This is a genomic window from Chitinophaga sp. (genome assembly GCF_039596155.1).
In the GTDB taxonomy this organism is placed as follows: domain Bacteria; phylum Bacteroidota; class Bacteroidia; order Chitinophagales; family Chitinophagaceae; genus Chitinophaga.
The window spans coordinates 48,677-71,085 of record NZ_JBCNKF010000035.1; the positions used below are offsets into that span (position 1 = coordinate 48,677).

17 protein-coding genes are annotated in these 22,409 nt (G+C 45.4%); 12 read left to right on the plus strand and 5 right to left on the minus strand.

The features are described from left to right. The first annotated feature begins 102 nt into the window (after positions 1–102). The 4 genes from ABDW33_RS26360 (at position 103) to scpB (ending at position 4,479) form a co-directional block, all read left to right on the plus strand. Complete coding sequence (locus ABDW33_RS26360) at positions 103–684, plus strand: DJ-1/PfpI family protein (RefSeq protein ID WP_343693101.1); 582 nt, start codon at positions 103–105, stop codon at positions 682–684. 254 nt (positions 685–938) lie between these two features. Next, on the plus strand, positions 939–1,814 hold the full coding sequence (locus ABDW33_RS26365) for a WG repeat-containing protein (protein ID WP_343693102.1): 876 nt from the start codon (positions 939–941) through the stop codon (positions 1,812–1,814). Positions 1,815–2,095: 281 nt separating this feature from the next. Next, complete coding sequence (gene atpG / locus ABDW33_RS26370) at positions 2,096–2,995, plus strand: ATP synthase F1 subunit gamma (protein WP_343693103.1); 900 nt, start codon at positions 2,096–2,098, stop codon at positions 2,993–2,995. Between the two features lie 200 nt (positions 2,996–3,195). Next, positions 3,196–4,479, plus strand: coding sequence for an SMC-Scp complex subunit ScpB (gene scpB, locus ABDW33_RS26375; RefSeq protein WP_343693104.1), 1,284 nt, complete (start codon positions 3,196–3,198; stop codon positions 4,477–4,479). 87 nt (positions 4,480–4,566) lie between these two features. On the opposite strand, the gene ABDW33_RS26380 is transcribed toward scpB, so the two are convergent. The 5 genes from ABDW33_RS26380 to pheT all read right to left on the minus strand — a co-directional run bounded on the left by ABDW33_RS26380 (position 4,567) and on the right by pheT (position 10,639). Further along, positions 4,567–5,388 carry a purine-nucleoside phosphorylase gene (locus ABDW33_RS26380; protein WP_343693105.1) on the minus strand — a complete coding sequence of 274 codons (822 nt, stop codon included), beginning with the start codon at positions 5,386–5,388 and terminating at the stop codon, positions 4,567–4,569. An 88-nt stretch (positions 5,389–5,476) separates the two neighbouring features. Further along, positions 5,477–7,042 carry a ribonuclease Y gene (gene rny / locus ABDW33_RS26385; protein WP_343693106.1) on the minus strand — a complete coding sequence of 522 codons (1,566 nt, stop codon included), beginning with the start codon at positions 7,040–7,042 and terminating at the stop codon, positions 5,477–5,479. A gap of 434 nt (positions 7,043–7,476) precedes the next feature. Then, a complete protein-coding gene (locus tag ABDW33_RS26390; RefSeq protein ID WP_116854158.1) occupies positions 7,477–7,770 on the minus strand; it encodes a cell division protein ZapA in 294 nt (97 codons plus the stop codon). 10 nt (positions 7,771–7,780) lie between these two features. Continuing rightward, the gene (locus tag ABDW33_RS26395; RefSeq protein ID WP_343693107.1) at positions 7,781–8,083 is read right to left on the minus strand and encodes a hypothetical protein; all 303 of its coding nucleotides are present in this window, start codon (positions 8,081–8,083) and stop codon (positions 7,781–7,783) included. A 135-nt stretch (positions 8,084–8,218) separates the two neighbouring features. Next, complete coding sequence (gene pheT / locus ABDW33_RS26400) at positions 8,219–10,639, minus strand: phenylalanine--tRNA ligase subunit beta (RefSeq protein ID WP_343693108.1); 2,421 nt, start codon at positions 10,637–10,639, stop codon at positions 8,219–8,221. A 1,263-nt stretch (positions 10,640–11,902) separates the two neighbouring features. Between pheT and dnaB the strand changes: the two genes are divergently transcribed. The 8 genes from dnaB to ABDW33_RS26440 all read left to right on the plus strand — a co-directional run bounded on the left by dnaB (position 11,903) and on the right by ABDW33_RS26440 (position 22,406). Beyond that, complete coding sequence (gene dnaB / locus ABDW33_RS26405) at positions 11,903–13,471, plus strand: replicative DNA helicase (RefSeq protein ID WP_343693109.1); 1,569 nt, start codon at positions 11,903–11,905, stop codon at positions 13,469–13,471. 129 nt (positions 13,472–13,600) lie between these two features. Next, positions 13,601–14,953, plus strand: a complete 1,353-nt coding sequence (locus ABDW33_RS26410; RefSeq protein WP_343693110.1) for an MATE family efflux transporter — start codon at positions 13,601–13,603, stop codon at positions 14,951–14,953. 23 nt (positions 14,954–14,976) lie between these two features. Beyond that, the gene (locus ABDW33_RS26415) at positions 14,977–15,441 is read left to right on the plus strand and encodes a hypothetical protein (protein ID WP_343693111.1); all 465 of its coding nucleotides are present in this window, start codon (positions 14,977–14,979) and stop codon (positions 15,439–15,441) included. Positions 15,442–16,073: 632 nt separating this feature from the next. Then, positions 16,074–16,241 carry a class I lanthipeptide gene (locus ABDW33_RS26420; RefSeq protein WP_343693112.1) on the plus strand — a complete coding sequence of 56 codons (168 nt, stop codon included), beginning with the start codon at positions 16,074–16,076 and terminating at the stop codon, positions 16,239–16,241. Between the two features lie 73 nt (positions 16,242–16,314). Then, positions 16,315–16,533: a class I lanthipeptide gene (locus tag ABDW33_RS26425; RefSeq protein ID WP_343693113.1), complete on the plus strand. Its 219-nt coding sequence runs from the start codon at positions 16,315–16,317 to the stop codon at positions 16,531–16,533. 45 nt (positions 16,534–16,578) lie between these two features. Then, entirely contained in the window at positions 16,579–16,788 is a 210-nt protein-coding gene (locus tag ABDW33_RS26430; RefSeq protein ID WP_343693114.1) for a class I lanthipeptide, read from the plus strand. A gap of 71 nt (positions 16,789–16,859) precedes the next feature. Continuing rightward, positions 16,860–19,250: an outer membrane beta-barrel protein gene (locus ABDW33_RS26435; RefSeq protein ID WP_343693115.1), complete on the plus strand. Its 2,391-nt coding sequence runs from the start codon at positions 16,860–16,862 to the stop codon at positions 19,248–19,250. Positions 19,251–19,259: 9 nt separating this feature from the next. Next, entirely contained in the window at positions 19,260–22,406 is a 3,147-nt protein-coding gene (locus ABDW33_RS26440; RefSeq protein WP_343693116.1) for a lantibiotic dehydratase, read from the plus strand. The last annotated feature ends 3 nt before the right edge of the window (positions 22,407–22,409 follow it).

Here is a 22,409-nt window from a genome sequence, read left to right on the forward strand (position 1 = left end):
TCTTGTTATTTATTAGTTGCTTTTCATTGTAAAAAGGTTTCACCTGTTGATAAAAAAATTTATTCACTATCTTTAAATCTCACCTTTAAACCCCCTATTCTCATGGCTCAGAAAAACATCCTCTTCCTCACCGGAGACTATGCAGAAGATTATGAAACGATGGTCCCTTTTCAGATGCTGCTGATGGTAGGTCATAATGTACATGCAGTATGTCCTGATAAATCAGCAGGGGATAAGATCATTACTGCCATTCATGATTTTGAAGGAGACCAGACATATAGTGAAAAGCGCGGGCATCATTTTATTCTGAATGCATCCTTTGCGGATGTGAAGTTTGAGAACTACCATGCATTGGTGATAGCAGGAGGAAGAGCTCCTGAGTACCTGCGATTGAATTCGAAAGTGATTGAACTGGTCAGGCATTTTGCACATGCGGATAAACCGATAGCGGCGATTTGTCATGGTATCCAGATTCTGACAGTGGCGGATGTGGTGAGGGGAAAAACATTGACGGCGTATCCGGCTGTAGGGCCTGAGGTGACAATGGCGGGAGGGCATTATGCGAATGTGAATGTAGATGAAGCGGTAACGGATGGAAATTTGGTGACTGCGCCGGCATGGCCCGCACATCCTCAGTGGATAGCAGCTTTTTTAAAGGTGTTGGGAACGGAGATCAGGTTGTAAGGAGATGGGAAATTGATAAAGCGACTATGTCGCCGTACAACTATTGCTTCAGATGATTTAGCGTGATAGGTATTTCCGCCGGGTAGTATGTATTCGGGAATGCGCACATTTTTTAGAAAACATGCGGTCTGTATCTTACTTTGAAGTGCCCCCAAAAGGTTATACACTTTTAGGGGCACTTCACTTTAGGGTACAGGCCTTTTTTATTCATAATTCGATGATATTTATTATTTTTGGTATACAATCCTTTTCCTATGAAACGATATTTCCTACTCTCTTTCCTCCTATGCCCGGCATTCTTTGCCCATGCACAGCAAGCTGATACGCTGGTAAAATTCCAGAAAGGTGGAAAATATGGCTTCAACAATGCTGCTGGCCAGGAAATCATTCCTGCTCAATATGATGTAGTGGGTGAATTTGTGCATGGGGTGGCACCTGTAAAGGTGAAAGGGAAGCAGGGATTTGTGTTTGCAAATGGAAAACATACTGCTTATAAGTATGACACAGCCTGGGTAAAAGGAAAGTTTCTTTTCGTGGGCAGGAAGCAGAAGCAGGGGTTACTGGACAGTACCGGAAAGGAGTGGGTAGCACCGGTATATGACGAAGTGAAACCGGAGCGGGATGGATATGCGAGGATCAGAGTAGGAGAAGTATATGGAATGGTGAATAGCAAAGGGAAGGTGATCCTGAAACCGGCGTATGACATGATCAGTGGAGTGAGTCATCATAGTGTACTTATTTACAATGGGGATAAGTGTGGTCGGGCGGACCTGCAAACCGGGAAGGTGATTGGTGCACAATACGATAAGGTGGGTCCATTTAAGGATGGGCTGGCCTGGGTGCAGCAGGAGAACAAGTTTGGATTTATCAATGACAAGGGGGATGTGGTGATTCCTATTATGTATGACAGGGTGGGGAACTTTAACGAGGGGGTTGCTCCCATTGGCGTGAGCGGTAAATTTGGTTTTATTGATATGGCTAATAAAACCGTGATTGCGCCTAAGTATGATAATGCGATCATTTTCCAGAACGGGAGAGGACTGGTGAAGTTAAACGGAAGGGTAGGATTTGTGGATAAGGAAGGGAAGGAAACCTGGACGGATTCACCGCCGGAAGAGGTGAAGAAATAGGTTTTTATGAATTACCGGGCTGATAATTAGGTTATTCAGGTAGATTGCCAGGAAAATATCCGTGCAATTAGCGGGTATAAGGGGCTTTCGAGAAAGGATTATTTTATTGTTGCAAGCAATTATACACATTTATGATTATATGACGAGGATCAATGCCTCTTCTCCACCAAACTATCCACAATCCTACGAATCTTAATTTGTTTTTATTACCTTTGCAGCCAAATTCAGGAGCTCCCAAAGGGCTTTTAGTCATATAAACTTTACGTAATACATAAAACATTATGTCCGGTCAGCTTAAAGAAGTTCGCAACCGAATTAAGTCCACACAGTCTAACCTGCAGATCACTAAGGCCATGAAAATGGTGAGTGCTGCTAAACTTCGTCGTGCGCAGGATGCTATCTTACTGATGCGTCCTTATGCCGTTAAATTGCAGGAGATGTTGCAAAACATTGTTTCCAACAGTGAAGGCAGCATTGACCTGGCATTGGCAGCAGAGCGTCCTGTTGAAAAGGTATTATTGATTGTTATTACCTCGGACAGGGGCTTATGTGGTGCTTACAATTCAAACCTGATCAAGCTGACTAAGCAGGTGATCCGTGAAAAGTACCAGGAACAGTTTGAGAAAGGTCATGTAACTATCCTGCCTATCGGTAAGAAGGGTTGGGAGCATTTTGGTAAGAATGGTTACAAGATGAACGATACTTACTGGCACCTGTTTGCTCACCTGGATTTCGATCATGTAAAAGAAGCGGCTGCAACTGCTATGGAAGGTTTCACCAGCGGTCAATATGATGCTGTTGAGATCATTTATAGCCAGTTTAAAAATGCGGCTACTCAGTTCTATATCGCTGAACAGTTCCTGCCGATCGCTAAGGTAGAGGAGGAAGTTCCAGCTGGCAAGGGTAAGAAAGCTGCTAAAGCTGACTTCATTTTTGAACCGGAAAAGCAGACCCTGATTGCTGAGTTGATGCCTAAGATCCTGAATACCCAGTTATACAAAGCAATGCTGGATGCGAATGCATCTGAGCATGGTGCGCGTATGACTGCGATGGATAAAGCAACTGAGAATGCGAATGAGCTGTTGCGTAACTATAAGATCAGCTACAACCGTGCACGTCAGGCAGCGATTACAACTGAGCTGACTGAGATCGTGAGTGGTGCAGCTGCGCTGGAAGGTTAATCCTGTGTGGATAACGACCACAAGGACGCTTGAATAGGTTGATTGTGGTTGGTATATTCTTCCCATGGGTTAATACCGGACTTATACACATCGTATTAACACCGATATTTTTAGATTTTATCATAAAGGTCAAAGACTGTATTTTCGGTCTTTGACTTTTTAGCTTATAGGCGCTGGCGCCAGCAATTGAAAACCGGATAATGGAAATCTCACAGATCATACCTCATGTTGAATCACTGATATTCGCTGCTGACAGACCCCTGCCTGTGCTGGATATCACCGACTTGTTAAATAATGCGCTGGCTTTTCTGGAAGACAGGGTAACTGTTGACCAGGTGGAGACGGCCATTGAGGCTATACGGGAAAAGTATAGCACGGAGTTTTATGCGTTTGAAGTGAGAGAGAGTGGGGGTGGGTTCCAGTTCCTGACCAAGAAGGAATATTACCAGACGGTTGCGCAACTGAATGGGGATAAGTTCCTGAAGCGGTTGTCGACAGCAGCGCTGGAGACGCTGGCGATTGTGGCATATAAGCAACCTATTTCTAAAGGAGAGATTGAGCATATTCGTGGGGTGAGTACGGATTATTCCATCACGAAATTGCTGGAGAAGGAGTTGATTGTGATTTCGGGGCGTAGTGAGACTTTGCCTGGGAAGCCATTGCTGTATTCTACTTCGAAGGCGTTTATGGATTATTTCGGGTTGAATTCACCGAAGGATTTGCCGAAGTTGAAGGAGGTATTTGAGGATGAAGGGGTGCAACCGACGTTGATGACGGGTTTGGAGGAGAATGGGAACGGTGAGGACGCGGATGCGATGAGTATGCGGGTGTCGGAGAATGGGGAGTTGGTAGAGGAGGAGATTTTGCCGGTGATTGAAGATGAGGTGAGTGGGCAGCTGGAGTTACCGTTGGGACAGGCGCCTGAAGAAGTGGCAGGGTTAGAAGTAGAAGAAGTGGATGAGCCGAAGGCGGAAGACGAGGTAGAGGGGGAGAGTGATGAGTCAGCCGGGCAAGAGGAGCCGGCGGAGTCGCCGGAGTTGCCGGAAGGAGAAGAGCCAGCAGGTGAAATCGATAAGAAAGCTTACCCGGAAAATGTGATTATTGAACATGTGTATATTGAGGAAATAGTAGATGTTCCTGATCCGATGGATGAAGAGATGGAAAATGGTGAGGTAGTGGGAGAAGATAGTGAGGTGGCGGAGGCAGCAGGTGAGGACGGAGAGGGTTTTGATGAAGATGAGGAGGACAATGGGGAGGATGAGGATGAAGACCTGGAATTGGAGGACGGAGAGGACTTGGATGAAGATGAGGATGAAGAAGATGACGAGGAAGACGAGGATGAGGATATGGATGAGGACGATGAGGATTTTGATGAAGACGATGAGGATGAAGACGAAGATGATGATTTTGAAGAGGATGACGAGGAGGACGAAGATGACGATGAGCAAGACGAAAATGAAGAAGATGACACCCGTTCAAAATAAACTAAAACGCTTTTGCCATCCGGCAAAAGCGTTTTAGTTTATAAGCAAAGGCCCTAAGGCCTGCTGCCAGCTTTATAAAAAACAGTGTTACAACTGCTTTATCACCTCCACCATTATCTCACTCAATCGCTTATCTGCTTTGCCTGCCACCTCGATAATCTCCTCTATACTCACTGCCTGCAGGTTATCCGGATCACACTCATCCGTAATCACTGAAACCGCTGCACATGGCAACTTGATCTGATTTGCCACTATCACCTCTGGTACGGTACTCATACCCACCATATCACCCCCTATCATCCTCAGGAACCGATATTCCGCTCTCGTCTCCAGGTTCGGCCCCATCACTGCGACATACACCCCTGTTCTCAGGAAATACCCCACCTTATGCGCTGCTGCTTTCAGCTTCTTTCCCAATTCCTCATCATATGGCATACTCATATCCGGAAATCTCGTCCCGAATAACGGGGAGTTCAGCCCGCGAAGCGGGTTTTCCGGTTGTAGATTTATATGATCGTCCAACAGCACCATATCTCCTTTCTTGAAAGCCGGTCGCATCCCGCCTGCTGCATTACTCAATAATAACTGCTGCACCCCCAGTGCCTTCATCACCCTAATCGGAAATGTAATTTGCTGCATAGAGTACCCTTCATAATAATGAAATCGCCCTTGCATTGCCACTACAGGGGTCTCACCAATCTTGCCAAAGATCAGCTGACCCTTATGCGACTCTACCGTCGACAGGGGAAAATGGGGAATCTCATTGTACGGGACTGTTCTGCTCACAGCGATGTGTTGTACTAACTGGCCCAGACCAGTACCTAATACTATCCCCACGCGGGCTTTGTCGGCATTAAATTCATTGAGATAACTGACAGCGGCTTCGATTTGTGATTCTAAGGGATGCATAATCATTGAGTTAAGTGATTAGTGGAATTAAAAAAGCAGGCTGAAAGTTGCCTTTCAAGCCTGCTTTAAATATATTAATTCTACTGGATTAGCGCGCTACATTAACAGCACGTTTCTCCCTGATTACAGTCACCTTAATCTGACCAGGATACTGCATATCATTCTGGATCTTGTTTGCTATTTCAAAAGAGAGGCGATCTGCATCGTTATCTGTTACTTTCTCGCTCTCAACGATTACGCGCAGTTCACGGCCAGCCTGGATTGCGTAGGCTTTTTCCACACCATCATGGGCCAGGGCCAGGTTTTCCAGATCCTTGATACGCTGCAGGTAGCTCTGCATGATCTCACGACGGGCTCCCGGACGTGCACCAGAGATGGCGTCACAAGCCTGTACGATTGGGGAGATCACATATTGCATTTCCATTTCATCGTGGTGTGCACCGATCGCGTTGACTACGGCTGCATGCTCACCATATTTCTCAGCCAGCTTAGCACCCAGCAATGCGTGGCTCAGTTCAGTTTCTTCATCAGGTACTTTACCAATATCGTGGAGCAGGCCCGCACGTTTAGCGAGTTTAGGGTTCAGCCCCAGTTCTGCTGCCATGACTGCACACAGGTTAGCTGTTTCCTTGGAGTGCATGAGCAGGTTCTGACCATAAGAAGAGCGGAAACGCATCTTACCTACAAGTCTGATCAGTTCTTTGTGCAGACCATGGATACCCAGTTCGATCACGGTTCTTTCACCGATATCCATTACCTGTTCTTCCAGTTGTTTCTTGGTTTTTTCTACTACTTCTTCGATACGTGCAGGGTGAATACGGCCATCCTGTACCAGTCTTTGCAGTGACAGGCGGGCAATTTCACGACGCAGTGGGTCAAAAGAAGATAATACAATTGCTTCAGGGGTATCGTCTACGATCAGGTCAACACCGGTAGCGGCTTCGATAGCGCGGATGTTACGACCTTCGCGGCCAATGATCTGACCTTTGATTTCATCGCTTTCCAGGTTGAAAACAGTGATGGCGTTTTCGATGGTCTGCTCAGCAGCCGTACGCTGGATGGACTGTATAATGATTTTCTTTGCTTCTTTGTTTGCTTTCAGTTTAGCATCCTCGATGATCTCCTGAATGTGGCTGAGGGCCTGTGAGCGGGCTTCTTCTTTCAGACTTTCAATGAGTTGGTGACGGGCTTCTTCTGCTGTCAGCGCCGCAACTTTTTCAAGACGGCGAATATGTTCTTCCTGGTGCTTTTCGAGTTCTGAGCGTTTTACAGCTACCAGTTCCATTTGGCGGTTCAGATTTTCCTTGATCGCCTCATTCTCCTGCATCTGTTTCTGTAAGTTCTCTGTCTTTTGTGTCAGGCTCTGTTCTTTCTGTTTGATGCGGTTTTCTGCATCTGCCATTTTCTGATTGCGCTGCAGGGTTTCTTTTTCATGTTCACTTTTCAACTGCAGGAATTTCTCCTTTGCTTCCAGTATCCTGTTCTTCTTCTCATTCTCAGCGGCTATTTTCCCATCTTCTACGATCTTTTGTGCCTGTGCTTCAGCTTCCTGTATTTTTATCTGTGTATTCTTAGCAAATATGACCTTGCCTAGCAGTATTCCTATGATCAACGCAGCTACTGCTGTTATTGCTACGATTAAAGTAGATTCCATTTCAATAATTTTAACTTGATTTATGTTGCATTCCTGGCCACATCCCTAATCCGTGGAATAGGTAGAGGGTTTAGAACCGATTCGCGAAAATACAAAAAAGAATGCGCTGCAATGAAGTACTGTTGAGGATTGGTAGGCTTATTTGGCAGGCCTGTTCCCTGGACGGGCCGTCAGGCGTAGCTTTCATGAACGGGGAAGCGACAATAATTTGCTGAAACTTAAATTGCTATTTCGTATTTATATATGAATATATTACTTACTAGAAATCCACTTTTTCAAGATATTCAGTCCCTTCCGTAGGTCCTTTACTTACCAGACTCAACATTTTTTATTACAAACATCTTCTTTTCAGGGTGCATATTAATATATTTCCTTCATTTTTAAATTATTAATAGGGACTCTTTTGCATTTCCTGAACCGAGGTTGGTTGATTTTTATTTTAAGTGCTCATCGATCAATGTCTCCAGATGTTGCAGTTTCTCCTCCAGAAATGGTTGCAGGCCAGCCTGCACTTTTCCGCCGTGGGTGACAGGATGGGTAGCGTACATGATCAGCGCCATGGCGATGTAATCCTGTAAGTCTTTGCCCGCATACGCAGTCTTGAATTCTATGATCTTTTCATTCACTTCCTTCATTGTCCGGCGTACTTCCTCTTCTTCTTCCGGCTTGATTTTTATCCTGTAGGACCTGTCTGCTACGACGATATTGATGGGGATCAGCGGTTCCATGTCGTGTCATTTAGATGTTTAATAAGGCGATACACCGGTCAATCTCCCTGATATACTCGTTGATCTTATTGCGCATTTCCTTTTTAAACTCCTCATCGTCTTCCTTATCTCCGGGAGTACCCTGGGCAGCCCCCGCGATCCTGGCCAAATGTAACTTATTATCCAGCTCATCGAGCTGCTGTTGCTTCATTATCAGTTCGTTGTCTCTAATTTGAAGCATTTCTTTGAGCGATACATTCTCTGACTGCACCTGTTGCAGTTTTTTCAGCAACTGTTGCAGCTTTTCTTCAATTCTCAGTATGTGTTGCTCCAAAGCCAATGTTCAAATGTACTTGTGAGTACAAATTACGGATTATGAATTGATAATAGAAACTACCGGAGATTAATATTCAAGAGATTTTAACAAAATGCTCCACCCCGGTTATTATTCCAGCGTGGAGCATTTACATTATTTTCTGATCTCAGCCTGCAGTTGTGTCTGGAAGGTTTTGATGAGTTTTTCCATTACTGCATCAATCTCCTTGTCAGTCAACGTCTTTTGTGCATCCTGGAAAGTGAAGCTCACGGCGTAAGACTTTTTATTGTTACCCAGTTTCTCACTTTCGAATACGTCGAACAGGTTCAGGTCCTGCAGGAGTGGAGATTTCACCGTTTTAGCGGCTGCCTCTACTGCTGCATATTTCACCTGTTTGTCCAGGATCAGGGCCAGGTCGCGACGTACGGAAGGGAATTTTGGAATTTCCTTATAGAAGCTTTCCGTTTTCTGCAACAAGCTTAACACATTGACCCAGTTGAAGTCTGCAAACCAAACGGGTTGTCTGATATCGAACTGTTTCAGTTTTGCGTTGTCCACAGCACCGAGGGTGACTACAGATTTATTCTTTACCAGAATCTCCCAGGTGTGCTGATCACCTTCCTTATACTGTAATCCTTTGATTCCCAGTAGTTGTAATACGTTTTGCACATATCCTTTCAGGAAGTAGAAGTCGACCGGCGCAGCTTTGTGCAGCCAGCTTTCAGCCACTTTCTGCCCTGTAAGGTACAGGCTCAGGTGTGCTGTTTCTTCATATTTATGTTCACCTGTGGTGGCGTAGGTATTACCGAATTCGAAGAACAGCAGGTTATCATTTCTGCGGTTCAGGTTGTGGGCGACGCTTTCCAGGCCGGTTTCCAGCATAGAGGGGCGCATGATGTCCAGGTCTTCTGTAAGACTATTGATCATACGAACGGTGGTTGCCAATACCTCAGGTGTATAGTACTTACTATTCGTGATGGAGTTGGTGAAGATTTCATTGAAACCATTCGCAGCCAGGTAATTCGCGACCTTTTCACGGATCTTTTCCTTGTCAGGACGGGATGCCGGAGAAGGGGTGATCAATACCTGTGTAGGAATGTCAATATTATCCAGGCCATCTATACGCATCACTTCTTCCACGATATCGGCCGGAATGCTGATATCTGGTTTGCTGAATGGAACCGCTACGCGGAAGCGTTCTTCCGTTTTAGACAGGAAGGTGAATCCAAGGCTAACGAGAATGCGTTCAATTTTGTCAGCAGGGTAAGATTTACCGCTTAACTTTTGAATATAATTCCAGGAAGTCTCCACTTCTACGGCCGGCTTAGGTTGCGGATAAATATCTACAATACCTGAGGCAGCCTGGCCACCGGCGAGTTCGCAGATCAGGGCAGCGGCACGTTGTAATACGTAGACGGTACCGGAGATATCCACGCCTTTTTCAAAACGGGCGGCAGCGTCGGTACGCAGTCCATGACGGAACGAGGTAGGACGAATGCTGGCCGCGCTGAAGCAGGCACTTTCGAGGAAGATATTAGTAGTGGTATCGGCTACTCCTGTGTGGAGGCCACCGAATACACCTGCCAGGGCCATAGGTTCGCTATCTCCATTGCAGATCACGAGGTCTGCAGCGTCCAGTTTACGTTCTTTTTCATCGAGGGTGGTGAAGAGCGTATTCTGTGGCAGGTTTTTAACGATCACTTTACGGCCTTTGATGGTATCCGCATCGAAAGCATGCAATGGCTGACCGGTTTCATGCAGGATGAAGTTGGTGATATCCACTACATTATTAATGGAGCGGATACCGATAGCCTGCAGGCGATTTGTAAGCCATTCTGGAGAAGGGCCCACCCTGACACCTGTAAGGGTGATACCTGCATAACGGGGGCAGGCAGTAGTATTTTCGATGGTAACGCTGATGTCGTAGCGCTCTTTTGCTTCTGGCAATGCTGCCAGTGCTGGCATTTTTGCTTTGTTCTCCAGCGTGTTACCGGTATTGTTCAGATAAGCGCACACATCCTTTGCCACGCCCAGATGGCTCATGGCATCCATGCGGTTAGGAGTGAGGCCGATTTCGTACACCCAGTCTTCAAAAGGGTGGAATATTTCGCGGGCGGGGGTACCTGGGGTAAGGGAAGGATCCAGAACGAGGATACCTGCGTGGCTGCTGCCCAGGCCGATCTCATCTTCAGCGCAGATCATGCCATGGCTTTCTTCGCCACGGATCTTTGCCTTTTTCATGGTGAGTGGCTCACCGGAAGCGGGGTAGATGGTGACACCAATAGGAGCAACCACTACTTTTTGTCCTGCAGCTACGTTGGGAGCACCACAAACGATATTGAGGGGCTCGGCGGCGCCGATATTGACAGTTGTCAGTTTCAGTTTGTCTGCATTGGGGTGTGGTGCTGTCGTGAGCACTTCGCCAATAACAAGTCCTTCCAGACTGCCTTTTACGGATTCGAATTTTTCCAGGCTTTCAACTTCCAGACCTATGCGTGTCAGGATCACAGATAGTTCCTCCGGTGTTGGTTTCACCGGCAAATAGTCACACAGCCAATTGTATGAAATAGTCATTTGTATAATTAATAAGTCCGTAAAGGTAAAATTAATGTGTGAATGTGCCAATGTTGGCAGGAGAAGGGTAGGAATTGGATGGGAATGGGGGATGAGGGCAGGCGATACGGGGCATTAATTAATAAGTCCGTAAAGGTAAAATTAATGTATGAATGTGCCAATGTTGGCAGGAGAAGGTGTGGAATTGCCGGGATGAGGGCAGGCGATACGGGGCATTAATTAATAAGTCCGTAAAGGTAAAATTAATGTATGAATGTGCCAATGTTGGCAGGAGATGGGTAGGAATTGGATGGGAATGGGGGATGAGGGCAGGCGATACGGGGCATTTATTAGTAAGCCCGTAAAGGTAAAATTAAAGTACGAATGTGCCAATGTTGGCAGGAGAAGGGGTGGAATTGCCGGGATGAGGGAAGGCGATACGGGGCATTAATTAATAAGTCCGTCAAAGTAAAATTCATGTATGAATGTGCCAATGCTGGCAGGAGATGGGTAGGAATTGGAGGGGAATGGGGATGAGGGCAGGCGATACGGGGCATTTATTAATAAGTCCGTAAAAGTAATATTCATGTACGAATGTGCCAATGCTGGCAGTAGAAGGGGTGGAATTGGAGGGGGATGTGGGAATGAGGGCAGGTAATACGGGCCTTTTTGGGGGAGGAAGGAGGTAGAATGCGATGAACGGTTGCAATTGAGGGGTCAATGAGGTACTTTTTCGGCTGCCGGAAGGGTAATTAATTGACAGGATCAGCAGGATATCCCGCGAGAATAAGAATGTTTTGGGGGCAGATTTGTGAACCGGGATTAGTTTTGCATAATTTTTATCCACTGTGCACAAAACTGACTAAGAAGTGTGAGCAATCTCTGCTAATAAGGAGCGATCTTTGCAGTATGTGGATAAGTCCGGTAATACGCACATCCGGGATTTCACCAAACCATTGGGGAAAAACTTTTTTAACAATGTTTGTGATTATGTGCACCTTTGTATGGGGATTTGACGTTAAATATGTGAATAAGTGCTTTGGAGTCAGTGGATAACTGACATTTTGCGGGTGTATATCCTGTGAATTTGGTCTTATAAACTATATAGACAATCAAACCTTGTTAAATGAATAAATGCGGTTACCTTAGTTTTTACGGCCCTAAAAAGCTTTACAATTTCGACAATCGATAAGGACATAACGGGTACAAAAAATTGTAAAAGAAACTAAGGATAGCCACGACATATACGATACTATTTAGCTAACAGAATCAGATTATAAATAAATGGATCTCAATGTAAAGAAAGACCGCAATGTACGTCGTAAGCCGTCCGTTGACGTATCTACCATGATGTACGGTAAAATTCCACCTCAGGCAAAGGAAATGGAAGAGGCCGTATTGGGAGCCATTATGCTGGAGAAAGGGGCGTTTGACACCGTGGTAGAGATCTTGAAAGGTGAATGTTTTTATGTAGAGGCACATCAGAAAATCTTTACTGCCATGACCCGCCTGGCGGGTAAGTCCATGCCTGTGGACATCCTCACAGTGGTAGAAGAGTTACGGTCAATGGGGGAACTGGAGATAGTGGGCGGTCCCTATTATATTACCCGTCTTACAAATATGGTGGTTTCGTCTGCCAATATTGAAGCGCATGCCCGTATTATCCTGCAAAAGTTCATTCAGCGTGAGCTGATCCGTATTTCCGGGGAAATTTTATCTGAATCATACGAAGACACTGCCGACGTATTCGACCTGCTCGACTCCGCCGAAAGTAAGTTGTTCGAGGTGACGAATAATCACCTGCGTAAAAACTATGACAGTATCGACCGTGTATTGGTGAATACCATGAAGCGTATCGAGGATCTGCGTAATAAAGGCGATGATATCACAGGGGTACCTTCCGGGTTCCCTTCTCTTGATAAGGTAACATATGGCTGGCAGTCAACGGATCTGATCATCATCGCGGCACGTCCGGCGGTGGGTAAGACTGCATTTGCACTGAACCTGGCCAGAAATGCCGCCCTGCATCCCCGTTTTCCGAAGGGTGCAGCTGTGTTCAGCCTTGAAATGTCTTCCGGGCAGATCGTACAGCGTATTCTTTCTGCCGAGTCAGAAATTAAGCTGGAAAAGATCACCCGTGGTAAGCTGGAAGAATACGAGATGAAGAAGCTGATGACGCATGGTATTGAAAGGTTGGCCAAGGCGCCCATCTTTATTGATGATACCCCGGCACTGAACATCTTCGAGTTGCGTGCCAAAGCCCGTCGTCTGGTACATAATCATGGTGTAGGTGTGATCATCATTGACTACCTGCAGCTGATGAGTGGTAGTGCGGATGGTAAGGGTAGTAACCGTGAGCAGGAGATCTCCAAGATCTCCCGTGACCTGAAGGGGCTGGCAAAGGAACTGCACGTACCGATCATTGCGCTGTCACAGTTGTCCCGCGATGTGGAAAAAAGAAAGGATGGTAACAAGATGCCACAGCTGTCTGACTTGCGTGAATCCGGTGCGATCGAGCAGGATGCTGACATGGTAATGTTCCTGTATCGTCCTGAGTATTATGAGATCAATACCAACGAGATGGGAGAATCCAATAAAGGTGAGACCCACGTGCGTATAGCCAAACACCGTAATGGTCAGCTGGACACGATCAAACTGAGAGCTATCCTGGAGTTCCAGCGCTTTGAGGACGATGGTAGTCTGGAGAACCCTGGTGGCGGTGGCGGCAACTTTATGCCGATCTCCAGTGCGGGTAATAATGATCCATATGGTGCTACGGACGAAGCAAAACTGTACATCCAGAAAGGATCCCGTATGAATGATATGGACTTCGATGAAGAGGCGCCTTTTTAGCAATAAAAAGGTTCAAGATATAAGGCGCTTCTTCATCGAAGCGCCTTTTTTTATTTCAATCAAATTGTAGCAACATCCGGGTGTGACTTATTCCTGAATATGAGTCATAACCTGTCAAATTTTATCAACGTGTGGACTAAATATCAAGCTTATTATAAGGACAATTTTAAACTGGCATACCCGGTCGTCATCAGTCAGCTGGGGCATACGATGGTCGCCCTGTCTGATACCATTATAATCGGGCATACGGGGGATGTACCGCTGGCAGCTGTTGCGCTGGGGAGTAGTATTTTTTCTATCTGTATGGTGATTGGCATCGGGATGTCTTATGGACTGACGCCCCTGATTGCGCAGGAATATGGCAGACAAAATAAGGTTGCCTGTGGCAACCTGCTGCGCCATAGCCTGGTTATTAACCTCGTGATGGGATTGTTGATGAGTACCCTTATCTATGCAGGGAGTAATTACCTGTATACGTTAGACCAGGTACCTGCAGTGGTGGTGCAGGCAAGGCCATTTTTGAAGTTACTCGGGATCTCTTATTTTCCTTTGATGGTATTTTTATCCTTTAAGCAATTTGCGGAGGGATTAGGATTTACCAAGCAGGCAATGCACATCAGTATCATCGGGAATATTGTCAACATTGTAGTGGGAATTGCGCTGGTATATGGCGTAGCAGGATTGCCAAGATTGGGAGTGATCGGGGTAGGGATTGGTACACTGACAGACCGTATTCTGATGGCGGTGGCTATGTGCTGGTATGTGTTGACAGCCGATCGTTTTAAGCCTTACCTGCAGGAGTTTACGAACAGGTATTTTTCCTGGGAGAGCATTAAAAAGATCCTGGGGATTGGCACACCGGTCGCGTTGCAATATGTATTTGAGATCAGTGCGTTCAGTAGTGCGATCATTATGGCGGGGTGGATTGGTGCGAGGGAGCAGGCAGCGCACCAGATAGCGATCAACCTGGCTTCTATTACTTATATGATGGCGAGTGGTATTTCGGCGGCAGCGGGTATTAAGAGTGGGAATCATTTTGGTGCGAAGCAGTTGAAGGAATTACGTTTATCAGCGATAGCGAGTTATCATATGGTGTTGATCATGATGGGAGCGACCGCCTTGATCTTTTTGGTGGGATGCAGGGTATTGCCACTGATGTATATCAATGATCCGGCGGTGATAGAGATCGCTGCACACTTGATCCTGATAGCAGCGTTCTTCCAGTTGTTCGATGGCACACAGGTGGTAGGACTGGGTATACTGCGTGGACTGGGAGATGTGAAGATACCTACAGTGATCACTATGCTCGCTTACTGGGTATTGGGATTACCGGGTGCTTATTTATTAGGTATTCATTTAGGATATGGTATACAGGGAATCTGGTGGGGATTATTATTGGGACTACTCACGGCCTCCGTATTATTGTTCCTGCGCTTTCAGCATAAGACCACTCAATTGAACGCTTTAACGACGGTATCATGAGCTTTTAGTGGTATATTCATGGTATGATCATCAATGGACAACGACCTTTTAAGCAACGTACCCGCCAGGGGTTGACGATCGCTCCGTTAAGGAGCGGCAGGTTTGTGCTGCGTGCTAAAAGTTCGTTGTCTGCGACGCGGGTGAAGACGGACCCGGCATTCAAACCATTGATGGCAGATGCGGCTTTGATGAAGCTAGCATCTCCGCTGGCATCAGTTGTGTATCGTTCATTGGGTATCAAGGATGTAAAGCTATACAGGAACCTGGTAGGGCGTGTAAAACGCATGCTGAAGGATGGGTTGGAGACAGCGATCATTAAGCGGCAGTTACAGGACGAAATACTTAATAAAAAAAGAAAAGTTAAAATCGGGCGTAACGTTATTTTGCGGGTTGCCAGATACCGTGATTTCCCGGTATTTTTCGTCGAGAAACTTCGATTTTTTGATTCGCTTACACATCCCTATGCCAGTGTATTTAATACTTCCTGAGAATGTACCCCGCTAAGTGCAATTTTTGTTCCATTTCACATGATAAAAATATTCTCCAAAATCAATTTTTTGAAATCATTTTCTTGTTATTTTTGGAATGTAGTCGATTACAACCAGTCGAAATAATCATCTTATTAGCCATTAATTTCATAATAATCTAAGCCAAAAATTCGATGAATAGTTTAGCCCTTATTCAGAGAGTTATCCCGTATTAACCGATGATGAGTTTGTAAAGGAGTAGACGCAATATATTTATCCTTTAGCCAAGGGGAACTTCATTTAATTTCATACAGTAACATTTAGGTAGAATTGAATGTACGAACAGTGCAGTGATTTTGCTGTGGGGTAGTATTTTTTTCTGAGATAGCTATGTACAACTTTGCGGGGATGTAATGTCGTCGTGATGCAATTTACTTCCTTGCTTAGGGGACGGCCTGTTATTTCTTTCTCGTCTACAATGAGGGGTGTGATGTGCTTTACAACATGTAAAGGCATATGGGATTGTTATCTCCTATCGGAACCAGTTTTTATCTGCATATAAACTCAGAAACTTATTGTTGCGCAACACAGGTGGAACTCGAAAATCCTGACCCAAAGAGTAGAGACTTCATCATTTTTTAAAATCATCTAATATGAAAAAAATCGCGTTAAACCCTTTAGCCCTCGACATGGAAACAATTGCCAAGCTTGATGAAAAGCAATTATTAGAAATCACTGGTGGTACCAGCAGCGATTCTGATACCGGTAGTTCAACCGGTTGTGGTTCAGGAAGCAGCCAGTGCCTGGTAGATGAAGCTTAATTATAGACCCTGTAATTCCTCCCTGCTGTCCGGGCATGGAGTTTTAACCCTGGATTTTTAAAAGAGCAAAAAAATGAAAAGACTCCAATTAAACCCTTTAGCGCTCGATAAAGAAACGATTGCTAAGCTTGATGAAAAGCAATTGCAGGAAATCACTGGTGGTATCAGTGAAGAAGCCGACGGTAGTTCTACAGGATGCGGTTCTGGTGGCAGCAAATGCTCTACTGGTACATCCACTGGTTGCGGTTCTGGTGGTAGCCAATGTTTTGTAGAATCTCCTGTTGCTGAATAATTATTTATCTCACATTTAATCATCTGAAAAAATCATTCATTGATTATGAAAAAGGTAGTATTAAACCCATTATCTCTCGATAAAGAGACCATTGCAAAGCTTGATGAAAAGCAATTATTGGAAATCACTGGCGGTGTAAGCGAAGAATTAGCTGCTGGTTCTACTGGTTGCGGTTCTGGCGCTAGCACCTGTGGTAGCGGTGGTTCTACAGGTTGTGGTTCTGGTGCAAGCACTTGCTTTGCGGAGGAAGAATAAGCTTATATAATCATAATTTTTATCATCCCTCTGTACGTACATACAGAGGGATGTTACTACATTTTTTTCAGATGCTTAGAATCAAATCTATCCTTTTTTTATTCCTGCTTTTATTCTTGTTGTTGCCTGCTATTGCGCAGCAATTATCTGTTTCCGGGTCATTGTATGACAGTGCTCATTTGCCTGTGGCGGGGGCCCGTGTGGAATTGCTGAACAGTGCCAGTCAACAGGTGGTGAATGCTGTGAAGTCTGGTGACAATGGTACTTTCGTTCTGAAGAATATTGATAGGGGAAGTTATCTTTTACACATTCAACATCTTGCTTTTAACGAATACCTGAATACGATCACGGTCGGTGATACCAATGTGACGCTTCCTCCGATTGTGTTGGCGGTTGCTGTGACTACCCTGAAGAATGTTACGGTGAATGGCCGGAAGCCCGTGCTGGAAGAAAAACTGGACAGAACTGTACTGAATGTAGAAAACAATGTAGCGTTAACCGGCGCGACTGCACTGGATGCAGTAGCAAAAATGCCGGGTGTAAGAGTCAGCAACAGCTCACTCTCCCTGCGTGGTACCGGCATGCTCAACGTATTGCTGGACGATCGCTTACTTCATGTATCAGGTGAAGACCTGATCAACCTGTTACGTTCCATGCCTGCGGGTGAAGTTGTGAGAATTGAGCTGATCCCTAATCCTCCGGCAAAGTATGATGCCAGTGGCAGTTATGGGTTAATTAACATTGTGACGAGAAAGAAACGCCAGGAAGGGTTTAGTGGGAGTGTGAATGGTGCTTTTACCCAGGCATTTTACAGTGGCGTTAACGGAGGTGGGTTACTGAACCTGAACAGGAATAAATGGAATATCAGTACCAGTCTGAATGGTACAAAAAACCTGTACAATGAGCTGACCAACCCTATTACCTATTATACTGACCAGACCTGGAATCAGCAAAGAAAATCAGTGAACGATAATAAAAATATTTTGTCCCGTACTTCTGTTGATTTCAATATTAACAAACGACAGCTCATTGGGTTGACTTATATTTATTCCAGCAGGAAAACTATCACCCGTGAACATTCGAATACCACTATTGGATTGCAGCAGTTAGATTCGCTGATAGATGCACAGAACCATATTGACCGGCATACCCAGAGTCATGATTTTAACCTGCATTATGAAAATAAATTCGATACGCTGGGGGGTAAGTTTAGTGTAGATGGTGGTTACTTCACTTTTAATAACAAACTGGAACAGCTTACACAAAGTGATGTGATTGATCTTGACAATGAACTTACTAATCAATATAGGTTCAAGAACACGGCTCCCCAGGATGTACAGGCTTACACTTTACAGGCGGATGTAAACCTGCGGCCTCGTTTTGTGACTTTTTCCTTTGGTGGTAAGTTCAGTTATATTGATACAAAGAGCGGCACCAATTATTATAATTATACTGATCTTGGTTATAAATACGATACGACCAGGAGTAATTCATTTACCTATAAAGAGCGGATCGAAGCGGCCTATATCAATGCGGTAAAAAATAAAGGCAAATGGGGTTTCCAGGTCGGTTTGCGGGCGGAGTACACACAAACGACAGGTTACTCCGTAACGCAGCGGCAGACCACAAAAAATGATTATCTGAAGTTATTTCCGACTGTATATATCGGGTATACGAAAGACAAGCAGAACAGTTTTTCTTTTTCTTACGGAAAGCGTATTAACAGGCCGAACTACTGGTACCTGAATCCATTTAAGCAATACATCAGCGAGTATTTTTATTACGAAGGGAATCCTTACCTGCAACCCTTTTATAACAATACTTTTCAGCTGAATTACATTCATAATAATATGCTCATCACAAGGGTGATGGTAAATGTGCTGAATAATGTGTATGACCAGATACTGCTTACTGACGATGTGACGAAGGTATCGCGGTTGACCAGGCAGAACTATTATTCACAGCGTAGTTATGGTGTGAACGAAACGGTGAATTTCAATGTGGGCAACTGGCTGGAGAACTCTAATACTGCTGCTGTGTACTACCTGGATACGCGCTCCAGGGTGGCAAATGCTGCCAGTCAGCATGGATGGGGGGCGGATGTATCGACCAGCAATACTTTTTATTTTAATAAGGGAAAGACATTGATGGGCAGCCTGGATGCTTCTTATATCTTTCCTCAACTTTCCGGTGTGAATAAATTTGATGCTTATTATGGTATTGATATGGGGCTTACCATGTTGTGTTACCATAAGCGGTTATCCCTTGGTTTGAATGCCACAGATATTTTCAGGACAATGAAGACGCATTTCCATAGTACGGTGAATGGTGTGACTACTTATTACAATAACTATTTTGATGCGCGTAAAGTTCGTGTTTCCATCTCTTACAAGTTTGGTAAAACGAAAGCCAGACAGCAAAGTAAGCTAAGTAATACTGAAGAAAAAGGTAGAACCTATTAAACTTTTTGTATGAAGGATTACGTGTTAGAAGATTTTTATCTGCTGCGTGCCCCGGCCAGGCCTATTGAGAACATCCTGTATCTGAATGCACAGTTGGATAAGGGAGATATGACGGTGGTGAAACAGCTGTTTAGTGACCCTCATTTTTTGGAGGCGATTTATATTTCATCCAGGGATTTGTACCTGTCTCTGCAAAGATGGCTGGAAGGAGAAGAGTTATCCCCTAAGAAGTTAAAGAAGCTGCTGACTGGTCTTCATAAATACTATTCCCGGATGTGTACCCGTAGTACGCCATTTGGTTTGTTCGCCGGATCTGCCTGCGGTACTATACTGGAAGGGGAGAGTGGAGTGCATTTCGACGCTGACAAGGTGCGGAAGGTTGCCCGGTTTGATATGAGTTATATCAATGAACTGACGGAGCGGCTGGCGAAGCATACGTCATTAAGGGGACAGATCAGGTACTATGTGAACAACACCCTGTATAGGATCGGGTATCGCTATTTGTATGTCGAGTATACGATGAAGGCAGGTAAGCGTAGTCATACACTGAGTGCGTTGACGGCGAGTGACTATATCGATATGGTACTGGCGCTGGCCAGGGATGGTGTGACGATCGATACACTGACAAATGAGATCAGGAAGACGATTGCCGATGAGCAGGCGATCAGCAATTTTATCCACGGGCTGATCCAGTCGCAGGTGCTTACCCATGAGTTGACCCCTGCCATTGCCAATGAAAATTTTGTACCTGCATTGATTCAGCGTTTGCAAGAACTTGGGCAGGATCAGTTTTGTGTTCCCCTGGAAGAGTCATTGCAGCTGATGAAAGACATTTCCCTGGAGGGATACCAGGCGGTGGAAGAGAAGGCTGGTAGCGTTATTCCCATAAAGGACCTGGAGGTGTTGCAGATGGATATGTTCTTTCAAATGCAACAAAACAATATCAATAAACAGGTGATCAGTGAGCTGGCGGCAGCTTCGTATGAGCTGACGAGTGCTATCCCGTCTTACCTGTCCCCGTTGCTGGAGACGTTTATGAAAAAATTCTCGGAGCGGTATGAACAACAGGAGGTGCCGTTGGTCATGGCGTTAGATCCTGATGTGGGGATTGGTTATGGACTGGCTACTACCGGGAATGTAGAATACATGCCATTGATAGAGCAGCTTTCCATCACTCCTCCCGCTGGTGCGGATATGGGAAGGAGGAAGACTGCGCAGGAGGAGCTGGCGGAGAAGAAATTACGTAGTTGGTGGCAAAGTGGTGAAACGGTAGTAACGATTACAGCGGAGGACCTGGCGATGTTGCGTGCAAGGAGCAACACGCCGGAGCGGCCGGTGCAGAATGCCTCCTGTTACCTGTTTGGCAGTTTGCTGGCTAGTTCCTGTGAAGCGATTGACAGGGGGGCATATAGATTTCTCGCCACCCAATTGCATGCGCCTTCTGCTGCCAAACTGATATCGCGGTTTGCACACGGGGATGAGATCCTCAAAGAAAAGATGCTTGCTATTACACAGCGGGAACAAGATGTAAACAAGGAGCGGGTGATGGCGGAGATCGCTTATGTGCCGGAAGGGCATTTTGCAAACCTGTCACTCCGTCCTACACAGCGTGCATATGAAATTGCTTTCCTGAGCCAGTCCAGCGTGGAACCTGCTTATAGAATTGATGTGAATGACATACTTGTATCAGTGCGGGGAAACAGGATTGTGATCAGGTCAAAGCGACTGAACAAAGAAATATTGCCGTGTCATACGAATGCTTTTAATACGGACCTGGCGCAGCCTTTTGTGCGTTTTTTGAATGATCTGCAATCCATGTATGTAAATGTGGGTTTCAGGTGGCAGTGGTATAATTACACCCTGGAGCCACATTTACCACGGGTTGAATATAAGAACATTATTCTTGGCAGGGAGCGGTGGTACCTCGCCCGGGCAGCCGATAGCAGTGTTGAGGTACTGGCAGCGTCACTGGATGCATTCCTGGAGAAATACCAGGTACCGCGGTATGTGATCCTGTCGGAAGGTGATAACGAACTGCTGATAGATACGACCAATGAGTTTTGTAAGGGGCATGTTATACAGGCGATGAGGAAGGGAGGGGTAACTTTTATGGAACATGTATTTACGCCTGAGAATTGTTTTATAAAGGATGAGAAGGGCAGTTACAGCAATGAGATCATTGTACCGATGTCTGTGACACATCCTGTCTTTGAGGAGAAACCGGCAAAAGAACTGGTAGATGGGGCCGTGCAGTGTAAGCGTACATTTGGTCCCGGCAGCGAGTGGATGTACTTCAAGATCTATAGTGGTTTTAAGACGATGGATCTGTTGCTTAGAGATATTATACAGCCGCTGGTGCAGGAGTGGAAGGCCAGTGGTGCGATTGATAAGTGGTTTTATATCCGGTACAATGATCCTGAGAGTCATATCCGGTTGCGGTTATTAAAAGGCACTGATATAGCGGGGTGGCATAGCATAGTGGAAAAGCTGAATGGGGAGCTTGAGCCGCTTATAGAGTCGGGACAGGTTACCAGGTGTATGATGGATACTTATCAGCGTGAGTTGGAGCGGTATGGTGCGTTGACGATGGAAGACAGTGAAAGCATTTTTTATTATGACAGTGAAGCTGTGATCAATATGCTGGATCATCTGCAGGGGCAGAAGGGGGAACAGTTGCGCTGGCAGATGGCGCTGTATAATGTAGATCAGTTGCTGGATGATTTTAAATATGACCTGCACCGCAAGCGGGATTTTATGAAGCAGCTGCGGAATTACTTTTTCAGGGAGTTTTCAGGTAAAACGAAAGAAAGTGCTATCCGGTTTGATCAGTCGCTCAGCAATAAATACAGGAACAATAAAGCATTGATACAGGAGGTGTTTGTACCGGCTAAGCGGACTACGCAGGTACTGGCCGCGATGGAAAGTTATAATGAGAGAAGGGAGCAACATGCGGCTACTATAGAAAGTATATGTAACAAGGTAGACGGGGACCGGCTGGATGGATTACTGAACAGTTATATTCATATGACGATGAACCGGACGTTCCTGGCCCGGCACCGGATTCATGAGCTGGTGATATATGATACACTTTACAGGTATTATGATTCACTGGTAGCAATGGGCAGACAATTATCGTTATCAATAAATGAGCGTTAACCT